This is a genomic window from Paraburkholderia sp. JHI869, from assembly GCF_038900775.1.
GTDB lineage: Bacteria > Pseudomonadota > Gammaproteobacteria > Burkholderiales > Burkholderiaceae > Paraburkholderia.
This window is the reverse complement of the sequence record NZ_JAYMSC010000002.1, coordinates 624,218-648,378: the sequence shown is the minus strand read 5'-3', so window position 1 is coordinate 648,378 and position 24,161 is coordinate 624,218. Positions and strand designations below refer to the sequence as shown.

The 24,161-nt window shown below is 64.7% G+C and carries 19 protein-coding genes and 1 tRNA gene; 12 read left to right on the top strand and 8 right to left on the bottom strand.

What is annotated here, in order from left to right:
• Positions 1-22: 22 nt before the first annotated feature.
• Complete coding sequence (locus VSR72_RS06135) at positions 23-1,246, bottom strand: YeeE/YedE family protein (protein WP_342951500.1); 1,224 nt, start codon at positions 1,244-1,246, stop codon at positions 23-25.
• Between the two features lie 336 nt (positions 1,247-1,582).
• On the opposite strand from VSR72_RS06135, the gene VSR72_RS06130 reads away from it, so the two are divergent.
• Together VSR72_RS06130 and VSR72_RS06125 are read left to right on the top strand one after the other, a co-directional pair.
• Positions 1,583-3,214 (top strand): methyl-accepting chemotaxis protein, encoded by a 1,632-nt coding sequence (locus VSR72_RS06130; protein ID WP_342951499.1) that lies wholly within the window; start codon positions 1,583-1,585, stop codon positions 3,212-3,214.
• Positions 3,215-3,357: 143 nt separating this feature from the next.
• A complete protein-coding gene (locus VSR72_RS06125) occupies positions 3,358-4,635 on the top strand; it encodes a D-amino acid dehydrogenase (protein WP_342951498.1) in 1,278 nt (425 codons plus the stop codon).
• Positions 4,636-4,662: 27 nt separating this feature from the next.
• On the opposite strand, the gene VSR72_RS06120 is transcribed toward VSR72_RS06125, so the two are convergent.
• From VSR72_RS06120 to VSR72_RS06110, 3 genes are all read right to left on the bottom strand, one after another.
• On the bottom strand, positions 4,663-5,625 hold the full coding sequence (locus VSR72_RS06120; protein ID WP_342951497.1) for a TauD/TfdA family dioxygenase: 963 nt from the start codon (positions 5,623-5,625) through the stop codon (positions 4,663-4,665).
• A 228-nt stretch (positions 5,626-5,853) separates the two neighbouring features.
• Positions 5,854-5,930: transfer RNA gene (locus VSR72_RS06115), tRNA-Val, on the bottom strand.
• Positions 5,931-6,001: 71 nt separating this feature from the next.
• Positions 6,002-6,805 carry a DNA-binding transcriptional regulator gene (locus tag VSR72_RS06110; protein WP_342951496.1) on the bottom strand — a complete coding sequence of 268 codons (804 nt, stop codon included), beginning with the start codon at positions 6,803-6,805 and terminating at the stop codon, positions 6,002-6,004.
• A gap of 193 nt (positions 6,806-6,998) precedes the next feature.
• Here VSR72_RS06110 and VSR72_RS06105 point away from each other — a divergent pair, with 193 nt between their 5' ends.
• From VSR72_RS06105 to VSR72_RS06070, 8 genes are all read left to right on the top strand, one after another.
• A complete protein-coding gene (locus VSR72_RS06105) occupies positions 6,999-8,849 on the top strand; it encodes a bifunctional 3-(3-hydroxy-phenyl)propionate/3-hydroxycinnamic acid hydroxylase (protein WP_342951495.1) in 1,851 nt (616 codons plus the stop codon).
• Positions 8,850-8,851: 2 nt separating this feature from the next.
• A complete protein-coding gene (locus VSR72_RS06100; protein ID WP_342951494.1) occupies positions 8,852-9,796 on the top strand; it encodes a 3-carboxyethylcatechol 2,3-dioxygenase in 945 nt (314 codons plus the stop codon).
• Between the two features lie 29 nt (positions 9,797-9,825).
• Positions 9,826-10,614 carry a 2-keto-4-pentenoate hydratase gene (gene mhpD / locus VSR72_RS06095; protein ID WP_342951493.1) on the top strand — a complete coding sequence of 263 codons (789 nt, stop codon included), beginning with the start codon at positions 9,826-9,828 and terminating at the stop codon, positions 10,612-10,614.
• A 13-nt stretch (positions 10,615-10,627) separates the two neighbouring features.
• Positions 10,628-11,578, top strand: coding sequence for an acetaldehyde dehydrogenase (acetylating) (locus VSR72_RS06090; RefSeq protein ID WP_342951492.1), 951 nt, complete (start codon positions 10,628-10,630; stop codon positions 11,576-11,578).
• A gap of 4 nt (positions 11,579-11,582) precedes the next feature.
• A complete protein-coding gene (gene dmpG / locus VSR72_RS06085) occupies positions 11,583-12,608 on the top strand; it encodes a 4-hydroxy-2-oxovalerate aldolase (RefSeq protein WP_342951491.1) in 1,026 nt (341 codons plus the stop codon).
• 94 nt (positions 12,609-12,702) lie between these two features.
• On the top strand, positions 12,703-13,950 hold the full coding sequence (gene mhpT, locus VSR72_RS06080) for a 3-(3-hydroxy-phenyl)propionate transporter MhpT (protein WP_342951490.1): 1,248 nt from the start codon (positions 12,703-12,705) through the stop codon (positions 13,948-13,950).
• 65 nt (positions 13,951-14,015) lie between these two features.
• Positions 14,016-14,885: an alpha/beta fold hydrolase gene (locus VSR72_RS06075; RefSeq protein WP_342951489.1), complete on the top strand. Its 870-nt coding sequence runs from the start codon at positions 14,016-14,018 to the stop codon at positions 14,883-14,885.
• 345 nt (positions 14,886-15,230) lie between these two features.
• Positions 15,231-16,583, top strand: a complete 1,353-nt coding sequence (locus tag VSR72_RS06070) for an MFS transporter (protein ID WP_342951488.1) — start codon at positions 15,231-15,233, stop codon at positions 16,581-16,583.
• Here VSR72_RS06070 and VSR72_RS06065 read toward each other — a convergent pair.
• The 3 genes from VSR72_RS06065 to VSR72_RS06055 form a co-directional block, all read right to left on the bottom strand.
• Entirely contained in the window at positions 16,580-17,482 is a 903-nt protein-coding gene (locus VSR72_RS06065; protein WP_342951487.1) for a DUF1932 domain-containing protein, read from the bottom strand. The genes VSR72_RS06070 and VSR72_RS06065 overlap by 4 nt on opposite strands.
• A gap of 48 nt (positions 17,483-17,530) precedes the next feature.
• Positions 17,531-18,832, bottom strand: a complete 1,302-nt coding sequence (locus tag VSR72_RS06060; protein WP_342951486.1) for a cation:dicarboxylase symporter family transporter — start codon at positions 18,830-18,832, stop codon at positions 17,531-17,533.
• A gap of 171 nt (positions 18,833-19,003) precedes the next feature.
• Complete coding sequence (locus VSR72_RS06055) at positions 19,004-19,921, bottom strand: LysR substrate-binding domain-containing protein (protein WP_342951485.1); 918 nt, start codon at positions 19,919-19,921, stop codon at positions 19,004-19,006.
• Between the two features lie 119 nt (positions 19,922-20,040).
• Here VSR72_RS06055 and VSR72_RS06050 point away from each other — a divergent pair, with 119 nt between their 5' ends.
• A complete protein-coding gene (locus VSR72_RS06050; protein ID WP_342951484.1) occupies positions 20,041-23,091 on the top strand; it encodes an FAD-binding and (Fe-S)-binding domain-containing protein in 3,051 nt (1,016 codons plus the stop codon).
• Positions 23,092-23,097: 6 nt separating this feature from the next.
• Here the strand turns inward: VSR72_RS06050 and VSR72_RS06045 are convergent, their stop codons facing one another.
• Positions 23,098-23,376 (bottom strand): hypothetical protein, encoded by a 279-nt coding sequence (locus VSR72_RS06045; RefSeq protein ID WP_342951483.1) that lies wholly within the window; start codon positions 23,374-23,376, stop codon positions 23,098-23,100.
• A 294-nt stretch (positions 23,377-23,670) separates the two neighbouring features.
• Here VSR72_RS06045 and VSR72_RS06040 point away from each other — a divergent pair, with 294 nt between their 5' ends.
• Positions 23,671-24,006 (top strand): response regulator, encoded by a 336-nt coding sequence (locus tag VSR72_RS06040; RefSeq protein ID WP_342951482.1) that lies wholly within the window; start codon positions 23,671-23,673, stop codon positions 24,004-24,006.
• Positions 24,007-24,161: the final 155 nt, after the last annotated feature.

Sequence of the window (24,161 nt, the reverse complement as noted above, 5' to 3'; positions counted from 1 at the left end):
ACCGTCGGACCGGCTGACGGCCTTAGCAGCCCGTATTCTTCACGCGCTCGACTTCGAGCCCGAACAACGGGCGCAGCTTCGTGCCGAGCACATTGCCCGCGAACGCGCACACGAGCCACAGCCAGCCGTGCAGGCTGCCCGAGACGATGCCGCTGAAATACGCGCCGATATTGCAGCCATAAGCGAGGCGTGCGCCATAGCCGAGCAGCAGGCCGCCGATCACGGCCGCCACGAGCGAGCGCAGCGGAATGCGCCACACCGGCGCGTAGCGGCCCGCGAGCGAGGCCGCGGCCATGGCGCCGAGCACGATGCCGATGTCCATGACGGTGGTGACGTCGTGGCTTGCCGGGGCGGCGAGCGCCGCGGCGTTCGGGCCGGCCATCCAGTACTTCCAGCTCGCCACGTCGATGCCAAGCGTTGCGAAGCCCTTCGCACCCCACAGCGCGAACGCCGAAGTCACACCCCACGGGCGGCCAGAGAGCGCGAGCGTCGCGAAATTGAGGATCGCAAGCGCGACCGCGCCGGCAAGCAGCGGCCACGGACCATGCAGCCACGGCGAGGTGTGCGGTGCGCGCGGCTCGTTCACGAGGCGGCCGTGGCGGCGCTTTTCGACGACCACCGTGAGCGCAGCGATGAGCGCGAACACCACGAGGTTGAGCGCGATAGCGGGTGCGGCGCCGAGCGCGTTCACGAACGAGAACGGCTTCAACTGCGGCATCGACGTCCAGAACGGCATGTGCGCCGTGGCGATCACCGAGCCCACGATAAAGGCGATGAGCGTCACGACCATGCGCGTGCTGCCGCCGCCCACGGTGTAGAGCGTGCCCGAGGCGCAGCCGCCGCCCAGTTGCATGCCCACGCCGAACATGAACGCGCCGACGATGACCGACGTGCCCGCGGGCGAAACGAGACCGGTGACCGGATGGCCGAACAGCGTTCCCGCCGAGAGCGCCGGAAAGAACAGCAGCACGCCGATGGCGAGCATGACCATCTGCGCGCGCAGACCGGCGCCGCGGCCGTCGGCGATGAACACGCGCCACGCCGAGGTGAAGCCGAACGCCGCGTGATAGAGCGTCATGCCGAGCAGCGCGCCGACCACGTAGAGCGCCGCCTGGCGCGCGCTCACGGTCTGCGCGAGATACACCGCGCCGAGCGCGACGAGTAACAGCGCGATGCCTAGCGGCTTGGGATTGATGGAGTCGAGTGGGCGCGGCGCGCGCGCGAGCGGCGTGGAAAGGTCGGACATGTGTGGGAGAGCGGGGGCAGCCGGAGGCGCTGCCAGGAAAAACAATCGGTGAAAGCAAAACGATAGCACGAATCGCCAATTGGTCTGACAGCGCCCGCAGGCCGACGTTTCGCGACCCGCGCGCAGCCCTCGGAAATCGCCCGAAACCCCGTCCAGGCGGGGTTTTCCCAGACATTGGGACGATGCCCTGGCAAACCTCGCGTAGCCCTGCGGACATCATGGATTTCCCCTATCCAGCGCCGGGCACCATCTGCCGTTAGGCGAGACGAGGTGCGAAGGCGCGTCGGGCCGCGCAGCTTCGCATCGGCTGGAAGATAAAAACGCAACGGAGACCTCATGCTGGGAAACATCACCATTCGCCGTGGGCTGACGCTCGTTATCGGTATCTTCGTCGCGTTTCTGCTGACGGTGATCGGCGTGTCGTATGGCGCGCTCAAGATCACCAACGACAGCCTGCACGACGCCCAGCGCGGCGCGCAGTCGCTCGACGCCCTCAAGACCAGTTCGGAACGTCTGCTCCAGGTGCGCCTCGCGCTCGGCGGCTACGAGACGCTGTTCAGCGTCGGCAAGGCCACGGACGGCTTGCTCGACAAGGCGCACCAGGTGCTCGTGAATTCGAACAAGGAGTTCGCGCAATACAGTGCCGGCCCGTTCGAGGATCCCGAAGAGGCGCGCCTCGCCCAGGCCGTGAGCAGCGCGCGTGAGGCGCTTGTCTCGCAGGCGCTCGAGCCCGAGTACAAGTCGCTCGTCGACAACGACTTCAACACTTTCCGCACGATCCAGGGCGAAACTGCCGACCGCTATTACGCCGCCTATGCAAAGGCGATCGATGCACTCGAAAGCTGGCAGGCCGCGCGCCAGCAGCAGGATGCCGACACCGCCGCGCAGCGCTTTCGTCTTTCGCTCATCGTGTTCGGCCTGATCGGCGTGGTGGGTGTGGCGATCGGCGTGATCGCGCGCGTGGGTCTCGCCGCCGCCGTGGTCAAGCCGGTGAACCATGCGATTCGCCATTTCGAGCGCATCGCCGCGGGCGACCTTACGGTGGACGTGCGCGTGCGCTCGAAGAACGAAATGGGCCAATTGCTGAGCGCGCTGCAGACCATGCGCGACGGCCTCGTGAACACCGTCTCGCGCGTGCGCGGCAGCACGCACGAAATCACCCAGGGCGCGAAGCAGATCGCGTCGGGCAACGTCGATCTGTCGGACCGCACGGCGCAGCAGGCAGCGGCGCTCGAGGAAACGGCGGCGAGCATCGAGGAGCTTTCGGCGGCAGTGCGCCAGAACACGGACGGCGCGAAGGAAGCGAGCGGCCTCGCCCAGACCGCGCTCCAAACGGTCACGCGCGGCGCCGAAGTGGTGGCCCGCGTGAACGCGACGATGAGCGACATCACGGCTTCGTCGCAGAAGGTGGAGGAGATCACCGGCATCATCGAGGGCATTGCGTTCCAGACCAACATTCTCGCGCTCAATGCGGCGGTGGAGGCAGCGCGCGCGGGCGAGCAGGGCCGCGGCTTCGCGGTTGTGGCGAGCGAAGTGCGCAGCCTCGCGCAGCGCTCGGGCACGGCGGCCAAGGAGATCAAGGAACTGATCGCGGCGTCGGCGGCGACCGTCGGCGCGGGCGCGCGCCTCGTGGAAGACGCGCGCCGCACCATGGACGAGGCGCGCAGCGCAGTGGCGCGCGTGAGCGGGATCATGAGCGAGATCGAGACCGCGACGCACGAACAGAGCGACGGCATCGAGCAGGTGAACCACGCGATTGCGCAGATCGACGAAGTCACGCAGCGCAACGCGGCGCTCGTGGAGGAAGCGGCGGCGGCCGCGCAGTCGCTCGAATCGCAGGCCGATTTGCTGCGCGAGGCCGTGGCGGTGTTCAACCTGGGCGGCGCGGGGCAGGCGGGGGCGCGCCCGGCGCATGGCGCTGCGACCGACGCGCGCGCGGCTCGTGGGAAGGCTCCTGCGCTCGCCTGAGCTTGGGCTTGCAAGTTGTCCTTGCCGTTGCAAGGACAACTTTCGTCCGCATTACGCTTTAACCTGAGGTTATACCCCGCGCGCAATTCGCAATTGAGTTCCCCGTCGTTCCCGGCGAGACTGGCGGCATAGGCTGCGAGGGTTTGGCCGTAAGCGAAAGAGAACAACGGACTATGCGAGTTTGCGTTTTGGGCGGTGGGGTGATCGGCGTGAGCACGGCGTATGCGCTCGCCCGCGATGGGCACGAGGTCACGCTCGTCGAACGCCATGTCGACGTGGCGCGCGAAACGAGCCACGCCAATGGCGGTCAGCTCAGCTACAGCTACGTCGCGCCGCTCGCCGACCCCTCGGTGCTCCCCAAACTGCCGCAATGGCTCTTCTCGCGCGACGCCGCGCTGCGTTTCGTGCCGCGGCTCGATCCGCACCAATGGCGCTGGTGTGCCGCGTTCCTGCGCGCCTGCACGCGCGCACGCAGCCGCGCGACCACGGCCGAACTGCTCGGCCTCGGCTTTCTGAGCCAGCGTCTCATGCACGAAGTGGTCGAGCGCGAAGCGCTTGCGTTCGACTACGTGCGCAACGGCAAGCTCGTGGTGTATCGCGATCAGGAAGGGTTTGAGGGCGCGCGCAGCCAGGCGGAGTACCAGGCGAAACTGGGCTGCGTGCAGCATGCGCTCGACGGCGCGGCATGCGTGGCGCTAGAACCGGCGCTTGCGCATATCGGCGGCGAGATCGTGGGCGGCATACACACGCCAGGCGAAGAGGCCGCCGACTGCGACCAGTTCACGCGCGGCCTCGCGCGCGCGGCACAGCGCGATGGCGTGAACCTGCAACTGGCCACGGAATTTTCTGGACTGCGAACGAAAGGACTGCGCGTGCTCGCCGCACAAACCTCGCAAGGCGACATCGAAGCCGACGCGTTCGTAGTGTGCATGGGTTTCCAGAGCCAGCCGATGCTCGCCTCGCTCGGCGTGCACGTGCCCGTGTATCCGCTGAAGGGCTACAGTCTCACGCTCCCCAACGCGAACGCGCAGGGTGCGCCGCGCGTCTCGGTCACGGACGCGCATCACAAGGTCGTCTATGCGCCTTTGGGCGAGCGCCTGCGCATTGCGGGCATGGTCGATCTCACGGGCATGAACCCGCACGCCGACGACGCCCGCATCGCGCTGCTCACGCGCCAGGCTCGCGAGACCTTCCCCCACGCCGGCGACTACGACGCCATTCAGACGTGGACCGGCATGCGTCCCGCCACACCGGACAGCAAGCCCGTGATCGGTGCGACGCACTTTCGCAACCTGTGGCTCAACACGGGGCATGGCGCGCTCGGTTTCACGCTCGCGCTCGGCAGCGCGCAACTGCTCGCCGATTTGCTGGCGGAGCGCGAGTTGCCGATCGACGGCGACGCTTTTGCGCCGGGGCGCTGAACGATCCGTTGACGCCCCGGCCTGCGCTTATTGCAGCGTCGCGCCTTCCTCGCGCACGACCACGCTCGTGCGTCCGTCGATACTCACTGGCACCTCGCCGCGCACGGTCGCGCGGCGCACGATGCGGCGCGCGTCGCCGTAGTCGTTGATCGCGTAGTGCTGCGTGGCGCGGTTGTCCCAGATCGCGACGTCGCCTTCCTGCCAGCTCCAGCGCACCGTGTTTTCGAGCCGCGTCACATGCTCGTGGAATACCTGCAGCAGATGCGCCGAATCGAACGACGAAAGCCCCTTGAGCCGCTGCACGAAGTGGCCGAGCACGAGCGTGCGTTCGCCCGTTTCAGGGTGTACGCGCACCACGGGGTGTTCGGTTTCGTAGAGCTTCGACGTGAAGACTTCGCGGTAGCGCTTGAGTTGCGAGCTGTCGGCGTTCGCGTGTGTGGACGCGTAGTCGTAGGCGTTGGTGTGCAGCGCCCAAAGCGTGTCGGCGAGCGCGCGCAGCGGCTCGGGCAGATGCGCATACGCGGCTGCCGTGTTGGCCCACACCGTGTCGCCGCCAAATGGCGGAATCACCACGGCGCGCAGGATCGAGACTTTCGGGTAGGCGTCGACGAAGGTGACGTCGGTGTGCCACGAGTTGGCGCGCGCGCCGTGCTGCGAATCGAGTTCCAGCAGGCTGCCGCCTTCCACCGAGGGCACCGTGGGATGCGCGACCGTCACGCCGAAGCGCCGCGCGAAGGCTTCCTGCGAGGCGTCGTCGAGATGCTGCTGGCCGCGGAAGAAGAGCACTTTGTGGCGCAGCAGGGCGGCGTTGATGGCGTTGAACGTGGCGCTGTCGAGATTGGCGTGAAGACGCACGCCGTCGATGCGCGCGCCGATGCGGCCCGCGACTTGATGGAGGTCGAGTGCGGTATCGGCGTGTTGCTCCGGCGTGGCGTGCAGATGCGTGGACGAAGCGGAAACGGCAGGGCGCTGCGTTTGAACGTCGGACATCGAAAGTCTCCTCGGCTGGACGTGGAGCGCCCATTCAAGCAGCCTTGTGCTGCGAGAAGAACTGACGATTTCTGCGAAGCTAAGTGCGCGTCGGCGCGCAATGCATAGATGTCTGCGTAATTAGCATGCACCAAAAGAAAATGACGCAGACCCGCGAGGGAATGCGTCATTCGCAATGTTGCTGCAAGGTACAGCTTCTTTACTGCTTGTTCGTTCTGCTTTGTTCGTTGGTAGGCTCGATTGGATTCGAACCAACGACCCCCACCATGTCAAGGTGGTGCTCTAACCAACTGAGCTACGAGCCTGTCGAGGCGCGAATTATAGAGACACTCGTGCGCGCTTGCAAGCGCTTTTCTCGAATCGGGTGAAACGAGCCTTAAGGATTCGTGTTTTCCTCTTGCGCCTCCAACGCCGTCACCATTTCCCGTGCGGCGCGCTGCAACTCGGGCACGAAGCGGCGCACGGCCTCCGCCGGATTGATGGCCTGCTCCAGGTAGATCACGTTCAGGCTCGCGATTACGCGCCCGTGTGCCTCGATCGCCGTTGCGAGCGCACCGATCTTGCGTTGATCCGACCAGTCGCCGTGGTTCGAGCCGAAGCCGTCCGCGCGGGTCTGGCGCACGAGATTGCGGATATAAGCCTGGTCGCTGGCGAGTTTCTGCTGCTGCTCCCCGCCCGCACCCGCGCGCAACAGTTCCAGAATGTCCTCGCGCTCCGCCTCGGGGCACATCGCGAAGTACACGCGGCCCGCCGCCGTGAGCAGAATCGGCAGGCGGCGGCCCACCATCGCACGGTGAAACGAAAGCGGGCTGAAGCGGTGCGTGGTCTCGCGAATCACCATGGAGTCGCCATCGGGCGTCGTGAGGTCCGATGGCCACACCGTGCGCTGAAGCATTTGCGCCATGATCGGCGGCGCGATGGTCGCGATCAGCTCGTCGTCGGTGAAGCCTTCGCTCAGGCCCCGCACGTTCATCGTCAGACGAAAGCTGTCGTCAGACGCGCTGCGGCGCACGAACTTCTCCTCCACCAGGGTTTCCAGCAGGCGTCTCACCGTCGTGCGGTGCAGGCCCGTTGCCTCGCTCAGTTGCTGGCTCGTGGCGCGCCCGTTCTCCATGGCGTTGAGCGCCTGGAGCACCTGCAGGCCGCGCGCCAGCCCCCGCACGTTTGCATACTTCGTCATAGAAAAATGCCTTAAGAATCAATTGTGTGCATTCTATGCACATTTCTCTAAAAATGTTGAGCGAGCATCGGGCGGAACCTAGACTCGCTTTCATTCACCGGACTGTGACAAAGCGTCCAACCGGGTGATCCGTTTTCAGGCACCCCCTGTCAGCATCCGCAGCGGCCCCATAAGCCGCGCGAGAAGGAGACACATGAACACCCCCCTCGCCCAGGCGGCGGATACCGTCCGCCCTCGCCAGATTGTCACCGACGTCGCCATCATCGGCGCGGGTCCGGTCGGCCTCATGATCGCCAACATTCTCGGCCTGCAAGGCGTGCGTGTCACGCTCGTCGAAAAGCTCGACCAGATCATCGACTACCCGCGTGCAATTGGTTTGGACGACGAAGCATTGCGCGTGTTCCAGTCGATCGGTCTCGCCGACGCGCTGCTGCCGCACACCACGCCTGACCACTGGATGCGCTTCGTCACGAAAGACGGCCATGTCTTCGCTTCGATCGAGCCGCGCACCGACGAGTTCGGCTGGCCGCGCCGCAACGCGTTCATTCAGCCGCTCGCAGACCGCGTGCTGTACGAAGGGCTCGCGCGCTTCGAGCATGTGGAGGTGTTGTTCGGCCACGCTGTCAACGCGTTCGAGCAAGACGCGCAGGGCGTGACGATCGATGTGAGCGATGCGAATGGCGAGCGCCGCCTGATCCGCGCAGCGTACCTGGTGGGCGCGGACGGCGGCAACAGTTTCGTGCGCCGCGCGCTGAACGTGCCCTTCGAAGGCCGCACGAAGCCGAATCAATGGATCGTCGTGGACGTGCGCAACGACCCCATCGGCTCGCCGCACATCTACATGCATTGCGATCATCAGCGCCCGTATGTTTCGGCTGCGCTGCCGCACGGCATTCGCCGTTTCGAATTCATGGTGATGCCGGGCGAGACGGAAGAGGAACTCTCGAAGCCCGAGAACATGGCCGCGCTGATCCGCAAGGTGGTGGCCGACCCCGACAAGGTCGACTACATCCGCAAGCGCGTGTATACGCACAACGCGCGCCTCGCCGAAACGTTTCGCGTGGACCGCGTGCTGCTCGCCGGCGACGCCGCGCACATCATGCCTGTATGGCAGGGCCAGGGCTATAACAGCGGCATTCGCGACGCGAACAACCTGGGCTGGAAGCTCGCGATGGTCGCGAAGGGCCAGGCCGATGGCCGTCTGCTCGACAGCTATACCGTGGAGCGCCGCGCGCATGCGCGCTCGATGATTCACCTCTCCGAAGTCGCGGGCGATATTTTCGCGCCCACCACGCGATTCGGTGCGCGCTTTCGCGACACGTTCGTGCGCTACATGAACGTGTTCCCATCGGTTAAGCGTTACTTCGTGGAAATGCGTTTCAAGCCGATGCCGCGCTATGAAGCGGGCGTCGTGCTGCTGCCTCCGCCACAGAAAACGGGTGGCTGGCTCGCAGGCCTGCTGGAGCGCTCGGGCAACTCGGCGCCGGGCCGTTTGCTCGGCTTGATGAGCCAGAAGCGCGATTCGCTGATCGGCCGTCTCGCCTATGGCCGCGATCCGCTCGCCGCCTCGCCCGTGGGCCGCATGTTCATCCAGCCGTGCGTGCGCCTGGCCGATGGTCGCGTGGTGCGCCTCGACGACGCGATCGGCAACGGCTTCGCGGTGCTCGCCTGGGGCGCGGACCCGACCTTCGGCCTCACGCCGCAAGCGCGTGCGTTGTGGGAGCGCCTTGGCGCGCGCTTCATCTTCGCGAAGCCGGACGTGCAACTCGAATACTGCGACGACGTGCCCGAGGGCGTACTCGCGCTCGGCGACGTGCAGGGCCGCCTGAAGGAGTGGTTCAGCCGACTGCCCGAATCTGTCGTGCTGCTGCGCCCGGACCGCTTCGTCGCTGGCGTGTGCACGCCGCAAGAAGTATCGGACTCGATCGTCGAACTCGCGAGCAAGCTCGGCATCGCCGAATCCGCTTTGCGCGAGGCGAGCGCCGCTGCCCCGCAAAACCGTCCCGTGCGCGGCGTGGCCGTTGCGCGCACAGCAGGAGCATGAGCATGCCGATTCACCTCGAATGTCTGTCGCATACGCCGTTGCATGGCTATTTCGACCCCGCGCCGGAAGTAGTGGCGGAGGTCGAACGGGCAGGCCGCGCCGCGCGCGAACGCGTGGAAGCGTTCAACCCCGACCTGATCGTTGCGTTCGCACCCGATCACTTCAACGGCTTCTTCTATGACGTGATGCCGCCGTTCTGCATTGGCGCGCGTGCCCAGGCGATTGGCGACTTCAAGAGCATGGCCGGTACGTTGCCGGTGCCCGAAGCGCTCGCGCACAAGCTCGCCGAAAGCGTGCTCGACGCCGATATCGACGCGGCGCTTTCGTACCGTATGCAGGTCGATCACGGCTGCGCGCAGGCGCTGGAAGTACTCACCGGCGGCCTCGATCGCTACCCGGTGATTCCGGTGTTCATCAACTCCGTTGCGCCGCCCATGGCGACGCTGCGCCGTGCGCGCCTGCTCGGCGACGCGATTGGCCGCTTCTTTTCGCGCAGCGATAAGCGTGTGCTCGTGGTGGGCTCGGGCGGTATTTCGCACGAGCCGCCGGTGCCGGAACTGTTCGGCGCGACGCCGGAAGTGGCCGAACGCCTGATCGCGGGCCGCAACCCGTCGGCGGATTCGCGCGCCGCGCGCCAGGCGCGCACCGTGGCCGCGGCGAAGTCGTTCACGGCGGGCGACAGCCCCTTGCATCCGCTCAATCCCGAATGGGACCGCGCGTTTCTCGCGCGCCTCGAATCGGGCGAATTGACTGCCGTGGATGGCATGACGAACGCCGCGATCACGCGCGACGGCGGCAAGTCGGCCCATGAAATCCGCACGTGGGTCGCGGCGTTCGGCGCGTTGGCCGCTTATGGACCGTATCGCGCATCACTCGATTACTACCGCGAGATTCCCGAGTGGATCGCGGGCTTTGCCACCATGCACGCCATGCCCGACGCGGCGTGATAGATCAGTACGGACTCCGGAGAATCAACATGACAGATCCGAAACTCGTCGCGGCGCTGGCCGCGCGCCTGCACGAAGCCGAAGCCTCGCGCAACGTGATCGAGCCGGTGCGCGGTGAGATCGCGTTAGACGACATCGCCACCGCTTATGCAATTCAGCAAGCCAACGTCGATCTGCGCGTGGCGACCGGCGAGCGCATCGTGGGCCGCAAGATCGGTCTCACGTCGCTTGCGGTGCAAAAGCAACTGGGTGTCGATCAGCCCGACTTCGGCGCGCTGTTCGCTTCGATGGCTTACGGCGATGCCGAAGCGATTCCGCTTTCGCAACTGATCCAGCCGAAGGTGGAAGCTGAAATCGCACTCGTGCTGGAGCACGACCTCACGTTCGAAAAGCACACCTTCGTCGATATCCTGCGCGCCAGCGCGTATGCACTGGCCGCGATCGAAGTGGTCGACAGCCGCATCCAGAACTGGGATATCCGCTTCGTCGATACGGTGGCCGACAACGCCTCGAGCGCGCGCTTCGTCGTGGGGAGCCGCCCCGTGCCGCTCTCGCAGATCGACTTGACCGCTTGCGCGATGGAACTTTCGCGCGACGGTGAAGTGCTCTCGCGCGGCAACGGCGCCGCATGCCTTGGCAACCCACTCAACGCCGCGGTGTGGCTCGCAGACCGCATGGTTCACCTCGGCACGCCGCTGCGTGCGGGCGATGTGGTGCTCACGGGTGCGCTCGGGCCCATGGTCGCCGTGAAGGAACCCGGCACGTACACCGCGCAGATCGAAGGCCTCGGCAGCGTTCGCGCGACTTTCTCCGCCTGATACAGGAATTCATATGGCTTCCGAAAAACTCAAGGCCGCGATCATCGGCTCCGGCAACATCGGCACGGATCTGATGATCAAGATCATGCGCCACAGCAAGCATCTGGAGATGGCGGCGATGGTCGGCATCGACCCGAACTCCGACGGTCTCGCGCGCGCCGCGCGCCTGGGCGTCGCGACCACGCACGAAGGTGTGGCTGGCCTCACGCGACTGCCCGTATTCGACGAGATCGACTTCGTGTTCGATGCGACCTCCGCTGGCGCGCACGTGAAGAACGACGCGCTGCTGCGCGCGCTCAAGCCGTCGATCCGCGTGATCGACCTCACGCCCGCCGCAATCGGACCGTACTGCGTGCCCGTCGTGAACATCGACGCGCATATTGAAGCGCTCAACGTCAACATGGTGACGTGCGGCGGGCAGGCCACGATTCCGATGGTCGCCGCTGTGTCGCGCGTCGCGAAGGTGCATTACGCAGAGATCGTCGCGTCGATCAGCAGCAAGTCGGCGGGCCCCGGCACGCGGGCCAACATCGACGAATTCACCGAAACGACGTCGAAGGCTATTGAAGTCGTGGGTGGCGCCGCGAAGGGCAAGGCCATCATCGTGCTGAATCCGGCGGAACCGCCGGTCATGATGCGCGACACGGTTTATACGCTCTCCGAACTGGCAGATCGCGAGAAAGTCGAGCAGTCCATCGAGGAGATGGCCGCGAAGGTGCACGCCTATGTGCCTGGCTATCGCCTGAAGCAGAAGGTGCAGTTCGACGAGATTCCCGCGAACGCGCCGCTCAACATTCCGGGCCTTGGCAAGTTCAGCGGCCTGAAGACCTCGGTGTTTCTCGAAGTGGAAGGCGCCGCGCATTATCTGCCTGCTTATGCAGGCAATCTCGACATCATGACTTCCGCCGCGCTCGCCACCGCCGAACGCATGGCGCAGACGCTCGTGAACATGCAAGGAGCCTGACGCGATGAGCAAGAAACTCTACATTTCCGACGTGACGCTGCGCGACGGCAGCCACGCCATCCGCCACCAGTACTCGATCCAGAACGTGCAGGACATCGCCCGCGCGCTGGACAAGGCGAAGGTGGACAGCATCGAAGTCGCACATGGCGACGGCCTGCAAGGTTCGAGCTTCAACTACGGCTTCGGTGCGCACAGCGACCTCGAATGGATCGAAGCCGTGGCCGACGTGGTCACGCACGCTCAGATCGCCACGCTGCTGCTGCCCGGCATCGGCACGATTCACGACCTGAAGGCCGCGTACAACGCGGGCGCGCGCATCGTGCGCGTGGCAACGCACTGCACGGAAGCCGATATTTCGAAGCAGCACATCGAATACGCGCGCGAACTGGGCATGGACACCGTGGGCTTCCTGATGATGAGCCACATGACCACGCCGGAAAACCTCGCCGTCGAAGCGAAGAAGATGGAAAGCTACGGCGCGACCTGCATTTACGTGGTCGATTCGGGCGGCGCGCTCACGATGAACGACGTGCGCGACCGCTTCCGCGCGGTCAAACAGGTGCTCAAGCCCGAAACGCAAACGGGCATGCATGCACACCACAACCTGTCGCTTGGCGTGGCGAACTCGATCGTCGCAGTAGAAGAAGGTTGCGACCGCATCGATGCATCGCTGGCGGGCATGGGCGCCGGTGCGGGCAACGCGCCGCTCGAAGTGTTCATCGGCGCGGCGGAACGCATGGGCTGGAACCACGGCACGGACCTCTACACGCTGATGGACGCCGCCGACGACATCGTGCGCCCGCTGCAGGACCGTCCGGTTCGCGTGGACCGCGAAACGCTTGCGCTCGGTTATGCGGGCGTGTATTCGAGCTTCCTGCGCCATTCGGAAGTGGCCGCACGGAAGTACGACCTGAAGACGGTGGACATTCTCGTCGAACTCGGCAAGCGCCGGATGGTGGGTGGCCAGGAAGACATGATCGTGGACGTGGCGCTCGATCTGAAAAAGCGCCAGGAAGCATTGCAGTCCTGATCAAGCGCGCCGCGCGTCGCCTTTGTGCGATGCGCGGCGTTGCCGCATATCGCCGCCGGTAAGAGCGGCTCGCCTATACATATGGAGACTTTTAATGACGTCGCGAAACGGTAGTGCTAGCGCAAGTGGAACGAGCAGCAAGGCAACCATCGCCCTGTGTCTGGCGATTGCGCTGCTCGAAGGGCTGGACCTGCAATCGGCGGGCGTAGCGGGGCCGCGAATAGCGAAGGAATTTCATCTCGCCGTGGCGCAAATGGGCTGGGCGTTCAGCGCGGGCGCTATTGGCCTGCTGCCCGGCGCGGCGCTGGGCGGGCGGCTCGCCGACCGCTTTGGCCGCAAGCGTGTGCTCATGTGGTCGGTGACGCTGTTCGGGCTGTTCTCGCTTGCCACGACCATGGTGTGGAATTTCGAAAGCCTGCTGGTTGCGCGTCTGCTCACGGGTCTCGGCCTCGGTGCGGCCATGCCGAACCTGATCGCGCTGTGCTCGGAGGCGGCGGGTCCGCAGCAGCGCAGCACGGCGGTGGGCGCGATGTACTGCGGCATGCCGTTCGGCGCGGCGATCGCCGCCGTGATCGGCATGCTCGGCACCGGCGATGCAAGCTGGCGCCACGTGTTCTACGTCGGCGGTGTCGGTCCGATCGTGATGGTGCCGCTGCTTGGCGTGTTCCTGCGCGAGTCGCAGCAATTCGTGGCTGCGCAGGCTTCGAAGATCGCGAAGGAAGGCGCGCCGAGCGTGGCGCAAGCGCTCTGGCAAGAGGGCCGCGCGCGCACCACGATCGCGCTGTGGATCAGCTACCTTGGCACGCTGATCGTGCTGTACTTCCTGATGAACTGGTTGCCCTCGATGGTGCTTGCACGCGGCCTTTCGCGCGTGCAGTCGAACCTAGTGCTGATGATGTTCAACATTGGCGGCGGCATCGGTGCTGTTGCGATCGCAACGATCATGGACCGCTTCGGCCGTCGCGGCACGGTGATCGGCATGTACATCGGCATCGTCGTGGCGCTCACCGTGCTCGCAGGCGCGGGCGGTGCAGGCTCGACGGCCGTGGGTGGATTGCTGTGCGGCTTCTTCATCGTGGGCGGCCAGTCGGTGCTCTACGCACTCGCAGGCCATGCGTACCCCACGGAAGTGCGCGGCACCGGTGTGGGCGCGGCAGTGGCCGTGGGACGTCTGGGTTCGATCCTCGGGCCCCTCGTGGCGGGCCAGTTGTTCGCGCTCGGCCAGAGCCCGTCGATGCTGGTGGGCTCGAGCATTCCGCTCGTCGTCGTCGCGGCGCTTGGCGCGCTCAGCGTGGTGGGTGCATTCAGGCAGCGAAGCGCAATGGGCGCGCAAGGCGCATGAAATTGAAGGGGAGAAGGCACACGCCTTCTCCGGCATGGGTTACTACGTTTTAAAGGATGGTCATCGTGACTAATACGGCACAAGCAATCACCGAAGCCTCGACGAGCAAGTTCGCCCGCGTGAAGGACGGCGAGATCGAGTTCCAGATTCACTACAACGACGCAGGCGCTGGCGCCGAAACCGTCGTGATGCTGCACGGCTCGGGTCCGGGCGCGAGCGGCTGGGCCAACTTCAACCGCAACGTCGAACCGCTCGTCGCGGCCGGCTACCGCGTGATCCTGATGGACTGCCCAGGCTGGAGCAAGAGCGACCCTGTCGTCTGCACGAGCTCGCGCTCCGATCTGAACGGCCGCGTGCTCAAGGGCCTGCTCGACGTGCTCGACATCGAGCGCGTGCATATTCTCGGCAATTCGATGGGCGGTCATAGCGCCGTCGCGTTCGCACTGGCGAACCCGCAACGCGTGGGCAAGCTCGTGCTGATGGGCGGCGGCACCGGCGGCCCGAGCAGCTTCATGCCGATGCCGACCGAAGGCATCAAGCTGCTGCAAGGTCTCTATCGCGATCCGACCATCGAAAACCTCAAGCGCATGATGAACGTGTTCGTGTACGACGCGAGCGCGCTCACCGACGAGTTGATGCAAACGCGCCTCGACAATATGCTTGCGCGCCGCGACCACCTGGAAAATTTTGTGAAGAGCCTGGCCGCGTTTCCGAAGCAGTTCAGCGACTACGGCCCGCGCCTTGGCGAGATCGCCGCGCCCACGCTTGTGATCTGGGGCCGCGACGACCGCTTCGTGCCGATGGATATCGGCCTGCGCCTGCTGGCCGGTATGCAGAACGCGCAATTGCACGTGTTCAACCGTTGCGGACACTGGGCGCAATGGGAGCATGCGGAAGCGTTCAACCGCATGGTGCTCGACTTCCTGAAGCACTAAAAAACGAAAGCACTTGCGGCAACGATGCGGCGCACCTCACGGTGCGCCGTTTTTTTTGCGTGCGCTGGATTCGCCGATGGCAAAGCTTTTATATGACGAAACCGCGAGCCACGACGCCATCGACAGGCTTGCCTGAAGACAAACCCGGACAAACCCGCATTAGCGTAAAACGAAACGATTCGTCATTGACAAATTAAACCTGCCCCACCTATGATCGGCTCACTGCCTGGAGACGTGCGAACTGCACGCGTCCGGGCGAGCCGCGCAAGGCGCGCAAGACGCCGCGCATCAACGGTCTGCCGAGGCTTGCCTGGGTGAACCGGAGTCATGTTTGGAGACAGGCAGATGCCCCAATCGATTGCCCCGGACCGCCGGTCCGAAGCCGCGCGCGCGTTCGCTACGTCCGCGCAGAACCCCTCGCAGCAAGACGACGCGCTCTATCGCAAGGTGTCGGCGCGCGTCATTCCGTTCCTGTTCGTTTGCTACGTCGTGTCGTTCCTCGACCGCATCAACATCGGCTTCGCACAATTGCAGATGAAGCACGATCTGGGTTTCAGCGACGCGATGTACGGGCTCGGCGCCGCCGTGTTCTACGTGGGCTATGTGTTGTGCGAAGTGCCGAGCAACATGCTGCTCGCGCGTTTTGGCGCGCGCCGCACGTTCATGCGCATCATGCTGCTGTGGGGCATTGCCTCGACCAGCATGATGTTCGTGTCGAGCCCCACGCAGTTCTATGCGCTGCGCTTCCTGCTGGGCGTGTTCGAGGCGGGCTTCTTTCCGGGCATCGTGCTCTATCTCACGTACTGGTATCCTGCGCGCCGCCGCGCCGCTGTGTTCTCGATCTTCTTTGCGGGCGTGGCGGTCGCGGGCGTGCTGGGCGGCCTCATCTCCGGCTGGATCATGCGCGACATGGCGGGAGTGGCGGGCCTCACCGGCTGGCGCTGGATGTTCGTGATCGAAGGGCTGCCCGCCGTGCTGCTCGGCCTCATGGCGGCGTTCTGGCTCGTAGACGGCCCCGAGAAGGCGCGGTGGCTGACCGATGCGGAAAAGGCTCACCTGCTCGCACAACGCGACGGCGAAGGCGATCACGCGCATTCCACACGTTCGTTCGGCGCTGCGCTACGCAACCCGCGCGTGTACCTGTTCGCGTTCATTTACTTTTCGCTGACCTGCGCGTCGCTCACGCTGAACTTCTGGATGCCGCTCATGATTCGCGATTTCGGTGTGCATGACGTGCTGGCGATCAGCCTCTACACGGTCATTCCGAATGCGGTGGGCGCCGTGGGCCTCATGTGGATCGCGCGCCGCTCGGACCGGCGTGGCGAACGGCGCTGGCACTTCGCGGCATGCACGGTAGGCGGCGGCATTGCGTTGGCGCTGCTCACGCTGCATCTTGCGAGCTTCGCGGCGATGATGGCGATTCTTTCGATCGCAGCAGTGCTGATCTTCGCCGCATTGCCGATCTTCTGGGCGGTGCCTTCGGCGTATCTCTCGGGCAAGGCGGCGGCGGCGGGGATCGCGCTCATCAGCAGTATCGGCATTACGAGCGGCATTGTGAGCCCGTGGGCGATCGGGCTCATCAAGACGCATACGGGCAGCATGGATAACGCGCTATATCTGCTCGCGGCGCTGCTGGTGGTGAGCGGTGCGGCGCTGGTGGCCGGTGTGCCGGCGGTGGCTAGCCGTCAATCACATTAAGCAGGCTTGAGCAGCGTGCGCCATTGCGGCAGTCTGCCCTTTTCGTCGAGCGCCTCGACGAGCGGCGCAGCGCGCTCGGCCAGTTCCTGCTGAACATTCGCAATCGCGTTCGCCAGCTCGCTCGACATGCCGAGTCCGTCGAGCATCGCTGCCGCCTCGCGCATTTCTTCGGAGCGCCGCTGGCCGTGCTCCACCACGCGGCCAATCAGGTACGACTCATAGCCTGTGTCCCAACCCATGCCCGGGAAGCTCGCCGCAAGCGAAGCTAGCACGCGGTCGTCCACGCCGAACTGCTTCGCGGCGAGCATCGATTGCACGCACATCGCTTCCATGCCTTTGATCATGATGCTGCGGCACAACTTGATGGCGGAAGCGAGTCCCACTTCGGCGGCCACGCATTGCGCGCGCATGCCGAGCGCGTTGAGCACGTCGGCGGTGCGCTCGGCTGCGCGTCCGCCCAGCAGCATCGGCACGCGGATGCCTTGCGGGGGCACTGGCGCCATTACCGCTGCCTCCACATAATCCGCGCCATTGCGCTCCACCGCCAGGCTGTTGCGCTGCTTGACGGCGGGCGAGACGGAATTCAAGTCGATAAACGTCTGCCCCGTCACCAGATGCGCAGCGCACGCGCTCGCCACAGCTTCGGCCTGGCTCGCCGTGACGGCGGAGAACACGAGTTGCGCGCCCTTTAACGCAGAGGCGAGATCGTCGGCTACGTGTGCACCGCTTTCGCTAGCCCGTTGGATGATCGTCTCGCGCGTGGGGCTCTCTTGCAGCTTGATGTCGAAAGTCGAAACGTGCAGCCCGGCTTGGGCCAATGCATGCGCAAAAATAGGCCCCACTTCGCCGAAGCCGATCATCGCAACGCGTGTTACTGGCCGTTGGTCTTGCTGTTCCATGCCTGACACTCTCTCGAAGACGTTAATGAAAAGACAAACCTTGCAGGTTTACACGCGCGGTTCGCTCGCCTGAACTGGGGGCGACTCCGTATGGGCCGTGAGACGCCGGTGCATATGGGCCTCGAACTTGTTCTTGTCGAACATCTTCTCCCATTTCGACAGGACGAGCACGGCCACCGAATTGCCGATCACATTGGTCGTGGAAGTCGCAATGGCGAGCACGCGGTCGATGCCGAACAGCAAGCCCACGCCCGCGAGCGGCAGCGCGCGCGAGGTCTGGATCGTAGCCGCGAGCTTGACGAGTGCGCCGCCCGCCGCGCCCGCACCGCCCTTGGAAGTGAGCATCATGACCGCGAGCAGGGCGAGTTGTTGCGAGAGGCTCAAAGGCGTATCGGTCGCTTGCGCGATGAAGCCGACGCCGCAGGCCATATAGAGGCACGCGCCATCGATATTGAAGCTATAGCCCGCTGGCAGCACGAAGCCCACCACGACCTCGTCGCAGCCCGCCTGTTCGAGCTTGCTGACAAGGCGTGGAAACGCGACTTCGCTCGCGGCCGTACCCATCGCGAGAATGGCTTCTTCCTTGATGAGCGAAAGGATCCGGAAGATCGAAAATCCGGCCAGCCCCGCCACGACGCCGAGCACGATGAACACGAAGCACAATGTGCTCGCGTAATAGGTGAGCACATAGCGCAGCAGGAAAAGCAGCGTGACGCCGCCGTAGCTGCCCACGGCCGCGGCCATGGCGCCGAATGCGCCCAGCGGCGAGAGCCGCATGATGAATCCGAGCATTTTGAAAACGACGGTTTGCGCTTCTTCGATCAGGCGGAATACGACCCAGTCCGGCTTCGCGCAGGTGGCGAGCGCGAAGCCTGCGAGCAGCGAAACGAACAGCACGGGAAGAATGTCGCCGCTGACGAACGCCGAAACGAGCGTATGCGGAATGATGGAGGTGAGAAAGTGCGTGAACGAGAAGTCGCCGCTCGTGCCCGCCTTGATCGCCTCTGCGGCGCCGGCGCTCGCGCTCAGCGAGTGCGCATGGAGCCCGTCGCCAGGGCGCACGATATTGACGACCGTAAAGCCCGTCAGCATGGCGAGCGTGCTGACCACTTCGAAATAGAGCAGTGTCTTCACACCGAGCCGGCCAAGGCGCTTGAAGTCCTTGATGTGCCCAACGCCATGCACGACGGTGCAGAAGATGATGGGGCCGAGCATCATCTTTAGCAGCGCAATGAAGCTCTCGCCCAGCGGTTTCATTTTCACGGCCTCGTGCGGCGCGAGCAGGCCGAACGCAATGGCCAGCGCGATAGCAATCAGCACCTGGATGTACAGCTTGCGCAACAGCCTCACTGTCTCCTCCGTTGTGATTATTCATACGGAATTATGGAGGGCGACGCTGGTATTCAGGCTTTGCGAAACGCTAAATAAGCCATCTGTTTTTCTTATCGGTGCGATTGTGATCAGGAGGATGGCTGTGCAGCAATTTTCATTCCGCAGCCCCTTGCGGATGCAACCTTGCAATCACTGCTGTCCGGTAAGCTCCTCCAGCAGCCAGTCGCGAAACGCAACCAGCACGGGGTGGTGCTGAGCGCGTTCCGGGTAGACCAGGTAATACGAGCGCGAGCTTGGCACGGCTTCAAACGGGCTGAGAAGCCGGCTCTCCTTCAACTCGTCTTCCACCAGCATGCGCGGCACGAGCCCCACGCCGATACCGGCCACGACCGCCTGGATCAAATGCGAGGTCAGTTCGAAACTCGGGCCCGGCCGCAGCGCGTCGTGGGGCAAACCGAAGTGCGCGCACCATTCGCGCCATGCGTCGGGAAAGCTGCGAACGCGCAGCAGCGTGAGGCCTTCGAGGGCTTCGATGGTTGGCGTGGCGGCCCTTCGCCTTGATTTTCGCGCGAACGGCAACGCGGCAGGGTTGCCGACCAGCACCAACTCTTCCGCGTAGAGCCTGTGCGCTGTCACACCCGGCCATCGGCCGTCGCCCACCACTATTGCGGCGTCGAGGTCCTGGGTCGAGAAGTCCGCGGCCTCGATGCGCGAGTCGAGATCGATCTGCAAATCGGGGTGCGCCTGATAGAAGCGCTGCAGGCGCGGCAACAGCCACTTGGCGCCGAACGTCGGCAGGGTCGCAACGCGCAATTGCGTTTTCGGCGCGTTGGACGTGAGGGCCTGCAGCGTCGCGCTGCGGATCAGCGTGAGCGCGTGGGAGATCTCGGCCATATAGGCGCGGCCGATGTCGGTCGGGATGATGCGCTTGCCTTCGCGGGTGAAAAGCGCAAGGTCGAGCATCGCTTCGAGCGCCTGAACCTGGCGGCTCACGGCGCTTTGTGTGAGCGACAACTCCTCGGCAGCACGCGTGAAGCTCTCATGCCGCGCCGACGCTTCGAACGCGAGCAGCAGTGACATGGAAGGCGTGAGCTTGCGGTAATTCATTCATAAACCTCATGATCAACCCAACGAATATACGTTTGCCGGCCGCCGGTCCGCACGCGACAATGCGTTGCCATAAGGGGCTGTATAACGCCCTATGCGAGACTTCGATCGAGAGCGACATGACCATTGCCCGGCTTACCATCGGCGAATTCAGCAAGCCGCTGATCCGTCAATTCTTGCATGAATTGGAGGCGTCGGGTTTCGAAGGCGAGGTGGATGCGACGCACGCCACGCGCACGGTGCTGGCGACGGACAACTCGATCTACCAGAGCTATGCGCAAGCGGTGGTGTTTCCGCGCCATGCGAAAGACGTCGAACGCATGGCGGGCCTGCTCGGGCGCGAGGCGTTTCGCGGCGTGGCGGTCGCGGCGCGCGGCGGCGGCACGGGCACGAACGGGCAGTCGCTGACCGAAGGCATCGTGGTCGACATGTCGAGGCATATGAACCGGATCCTCGAAATCGATCCCGTCGCGCGCACGGCGAGAGTGGAGGCCGGTGTCGTCAAGGATCAGCTCAATGCGGAACTGAAGCGGCACGGACTCTTTTTTGCGCCGGAGCTGTCGACGTCGAACCGCGCGACCATCGGCGGCATGATCAGCACGGATGCGAGCGGGCAGGGCAGTTGCACCTACGGGAAAACGCGCGACCACGTGCTCGCGCTGGAAACGGTCCTGGTCGGCGGCGAGCGGTTGTCTGGCGCGCCAGTCGACCATGCCGCGCTCACGGCGCTCTGCGCGCGCGAGGACAAGGTCGGCGAGGTGTTGCGCACCGCGCGCGATATCAGCGAGCGCGAAGCGGGCCTGATACGCGAGCGCTTTCCCGAACTGAACCGCTGCTTGACGGGCTACGACCTCGCGCATCTGCGTGACGGCGAAGGGCGCTTCGACATCAATAGCGTGCTGTGCGGCTCGGAAGGCACGCTCGGCTTCATTGTCGAGGCGACGCTGAATGTGCTGCCGGTGCCGAAGCACGCCGTGCTCGTCAATATCCGCTATGAGGGGTTCATGGATGCCCTGCGCGACGCGCGCGCGTTGATGGCCCACCGTCCGCTCTCGATCGAAACAGTGGATTCCACCGTGCTGCGGCTGGCGCGCGAGGATATCGTCTGGCAAAGCGTGGCTGAGTATTTCCCCGACGACGAAGGCGTCGAAGGCGGTGCGAGCGGCATCAACATGGTCGAATTCAGCGGCGACGACGAGGACGGATTGCGCGCGCGCGTGGCGGCGTTCGTCGAGCACCTTGGCGAGGACAAAAGCGTAAAGCGCCTGGGCCATACGATTGCCGATGGCGAGGCCGCGATCAATCGCGTCTATGCGATGCGCAAGCGCGCGGTGGGCCTGCTGGGCAACGCGCGCGGCCCGAGCCGGCCGCAGCCTTTCGTGGAAGACACCGCCGTGCCCCCCGAAAATCTGCCCGACTATATTGCGGAGTTTCGCGCGCTGCTCGATGGTTTCGGCCTGCGCTACGGCATGTTCGGCCACGTCGATGCGGGCGTGCTCCACGTGCGCCCCGCGCTCGACATGCGCAATCCCGACGACGCCGCGCTCGTGCGGCCCATTTCGGATGCTGTGGCGGCATTGACGATGAAGTATGGCGGCCTCCTGTGGGGCGAGCATGGCAAGGGCGTGCGCTCCGAGTACGTGCCGGAGTATTTCGGGCCTTTGTATCCGGCGCTCCAGCGGCTCAAGGCGGCATTCGATCCGCACAATCAGCTCAATCCCGGCAAGATCGCGACACCGGCGGGCGCGAGCGCGGCGCTGCTGAGAATCGACGCGACGACGCTGCGCGGCGAGCTGGACCGGCGCATCGACGAGCGCGTCTGGCAGGCCAACGCCGACGCCGTTCACTGCAACGGCAACGGCGCCTGCTACAACTTCGATCCGAACGACGCCATGTGTCCGTCGTGGAAAGCCACACGCGAGCGCGTGCAGTCGCCCAAAGGCCGGGCTTCGCTCATGCGTGAATGGTTGCGTCGGCAACAGGATGCCGGTGCGGATCTCACCGCCGCGCCGGTTGCCGCGGCGTTGCCCGTGCGCATCGTCAATAGCGTGCGCAAACGCCAGGGCGAGCAGGACTTCTCGCATGAGGTCTATGACGCCATGGCGGGTTGCCTCTCGTGCAAATCATGCGCGGGGCAGTGCCCCGTGAAGGTGAGCGTGCCCGAGTTCCGCGCGCGCTTTCTCGAGCTTTATCACACGCGCTATTTGCGGCCGTTGCGCGACTATTTGATCGGCGCGCTTGAATTTACGATGCCGAGCGTAGCGGCGGTGCCTGGCGCGAGTCGCATATACAACGCGTTGATGAGCGCCGGCCTCGTCAGATCCTTGCTTGCGCGCGGCCTTGGTCTTGTCGATAGCCCGTTGTTGAGCCGTGTGTCATGGCGTGGTGTGCTGCGCAAGTCGCGAGCGGAGATCGCTACGCCCGAACGGCTCGCAACGCTTGGCGAAGCCGAGCGTCAGCGCAGCGTGATCGTGGTGCAGGACGCGTTCACACGCTACTTCGAAACGCCAGTCGCTGCCGCATTTCTGGAACTCGCCACGCATCTTGGCTTCAAGGTATTTGTCGCGCCTTATCTGCCAAACGGCAAGCCGCTGCACGTGCAGGGGTTTCTGCCGCAGTTTCGCCGCGCCGCGCGGCGCAATGCGGCGCAACTGGCCGCGCTTGCCAGATCGGGCGTGCCGCTCGTTGGCATCGATCCGGCCATGACGCTCGTGTACCGCCAGGAGTACCGCAAGGTGGATGGCATCGAGGTGACGCCGGAGGTCCTGCTGCCGCAGGAGTGGTTGATCAGTGCATTGCGCGCACGAGAGACTAAGCATCGCGCATCGGGTTCGTTCAGCCTGCTACCGCATTGCACTGAGCGCACCAATGCGAGCGCCGCCACGGGCTTGTGGAAAGACGTATTCGCGGCAGCGGGCCTTGCGCTGGCGACGCCGGCTAGCGGATGCTGCGGCATGTCGGGCACGTACGGCCACGAGGCGCGCAACCGCGAGACTTCGGAATCGATCTTCGAGCAATCGTGGGCGCGGCATGTCGATGGGGCAGCTGCGGCGGCGCATGGGGAGGAAGAACTGCTCGCCACCGGTTACTCATGCCGCTGCCAGGTCAAGCGCCTGCGAGGGCGTCAGTTGCGTCACCCGATTCAGGTGCTGCTGGACGCCCTGCGCTGAGTGGGATCAGTAGTAGTCCGAACGCCCGCGGTCGTGCCACTCGCGTTCGCGCCACTGCCGTTCGCGCCATTCATGCTCACGGCGTTCGCGCTCGCGCCATTCGTGTTCCCGCCAGCGCCGCGCGCGCCAGTCGTCGTCTCCTCTCCAGTCGGTCTGGACAGGAGTTGCCGAATACGTCGCGCCTGGCATGTAAACGCCCACGGCCACGTCCGTGTGGGCCAATGCAGCGGTCGAAGCCGCCAATGCCGCTGCGCCCAGGACCAGGCCGAGAATCGTCCTCTTCATATCGCGACTCCTTCGCACGTTGCGTGCGTTCTTGATGAGCACGGTTCCGAGTGTAGGTGTGGCCCAACGACACAGGTGAAACGGTGATGCTAGTTTGGTAACAACGCGTTATGGGCGTGCGGCGTTGCCGTTATGCGAATCGCGCTGTGAATTGATCAGTACGACGATGTATTCGTCCAGATATGGCGTGCGAGCGGGATCGCGGGCGGTTGCCATTGGCGGAATCCGGGTACACTCAGAGCCGATCGCCTCCCCGCTCCAGCCAGCTTTTCGCGCCCGATGCCGAAACGAATCTTGCTAGTCGACGACAACCGAGAGGTCGCGGATGCGCTCGCGGCGCTCGTCGAGTTCAATGGTCACGACGCCCAATGCGCCGCAGATGGGCATGAGGCCTTGCTCGTCGCCGCATCGTTCCTTCCCGAGATTGCCTTCGTGGACTGGAAGCTGCCAGACATGAGCGGCGGCGAACTGGTGGGCCAGCTTCGGCTCAACCCCGCTCTCGCGAATACCCGGTACGTTCTGCTATCGGGACACATCGATCCGGACATCGTGGCCAAGGCCGCTGCAGCCGGCTTCGACAAATGTCTGATGAAACCGGTGCGGTTCGAAGACCTGCTGGACTGTCTGTGACGCCAGTCTGACCGGCGGCCGGGTTGCCGCCGGTTGCCCGCTGTTTTTGCGTTGACGGGTCCCGCCGGGACCCGGAACAATAATTGCGCACCCTGTCTCGCTCGTGGCGGCCTCGAATCTCCACGAACATCGTGGTTCCGATTTCCAGCAGCGTC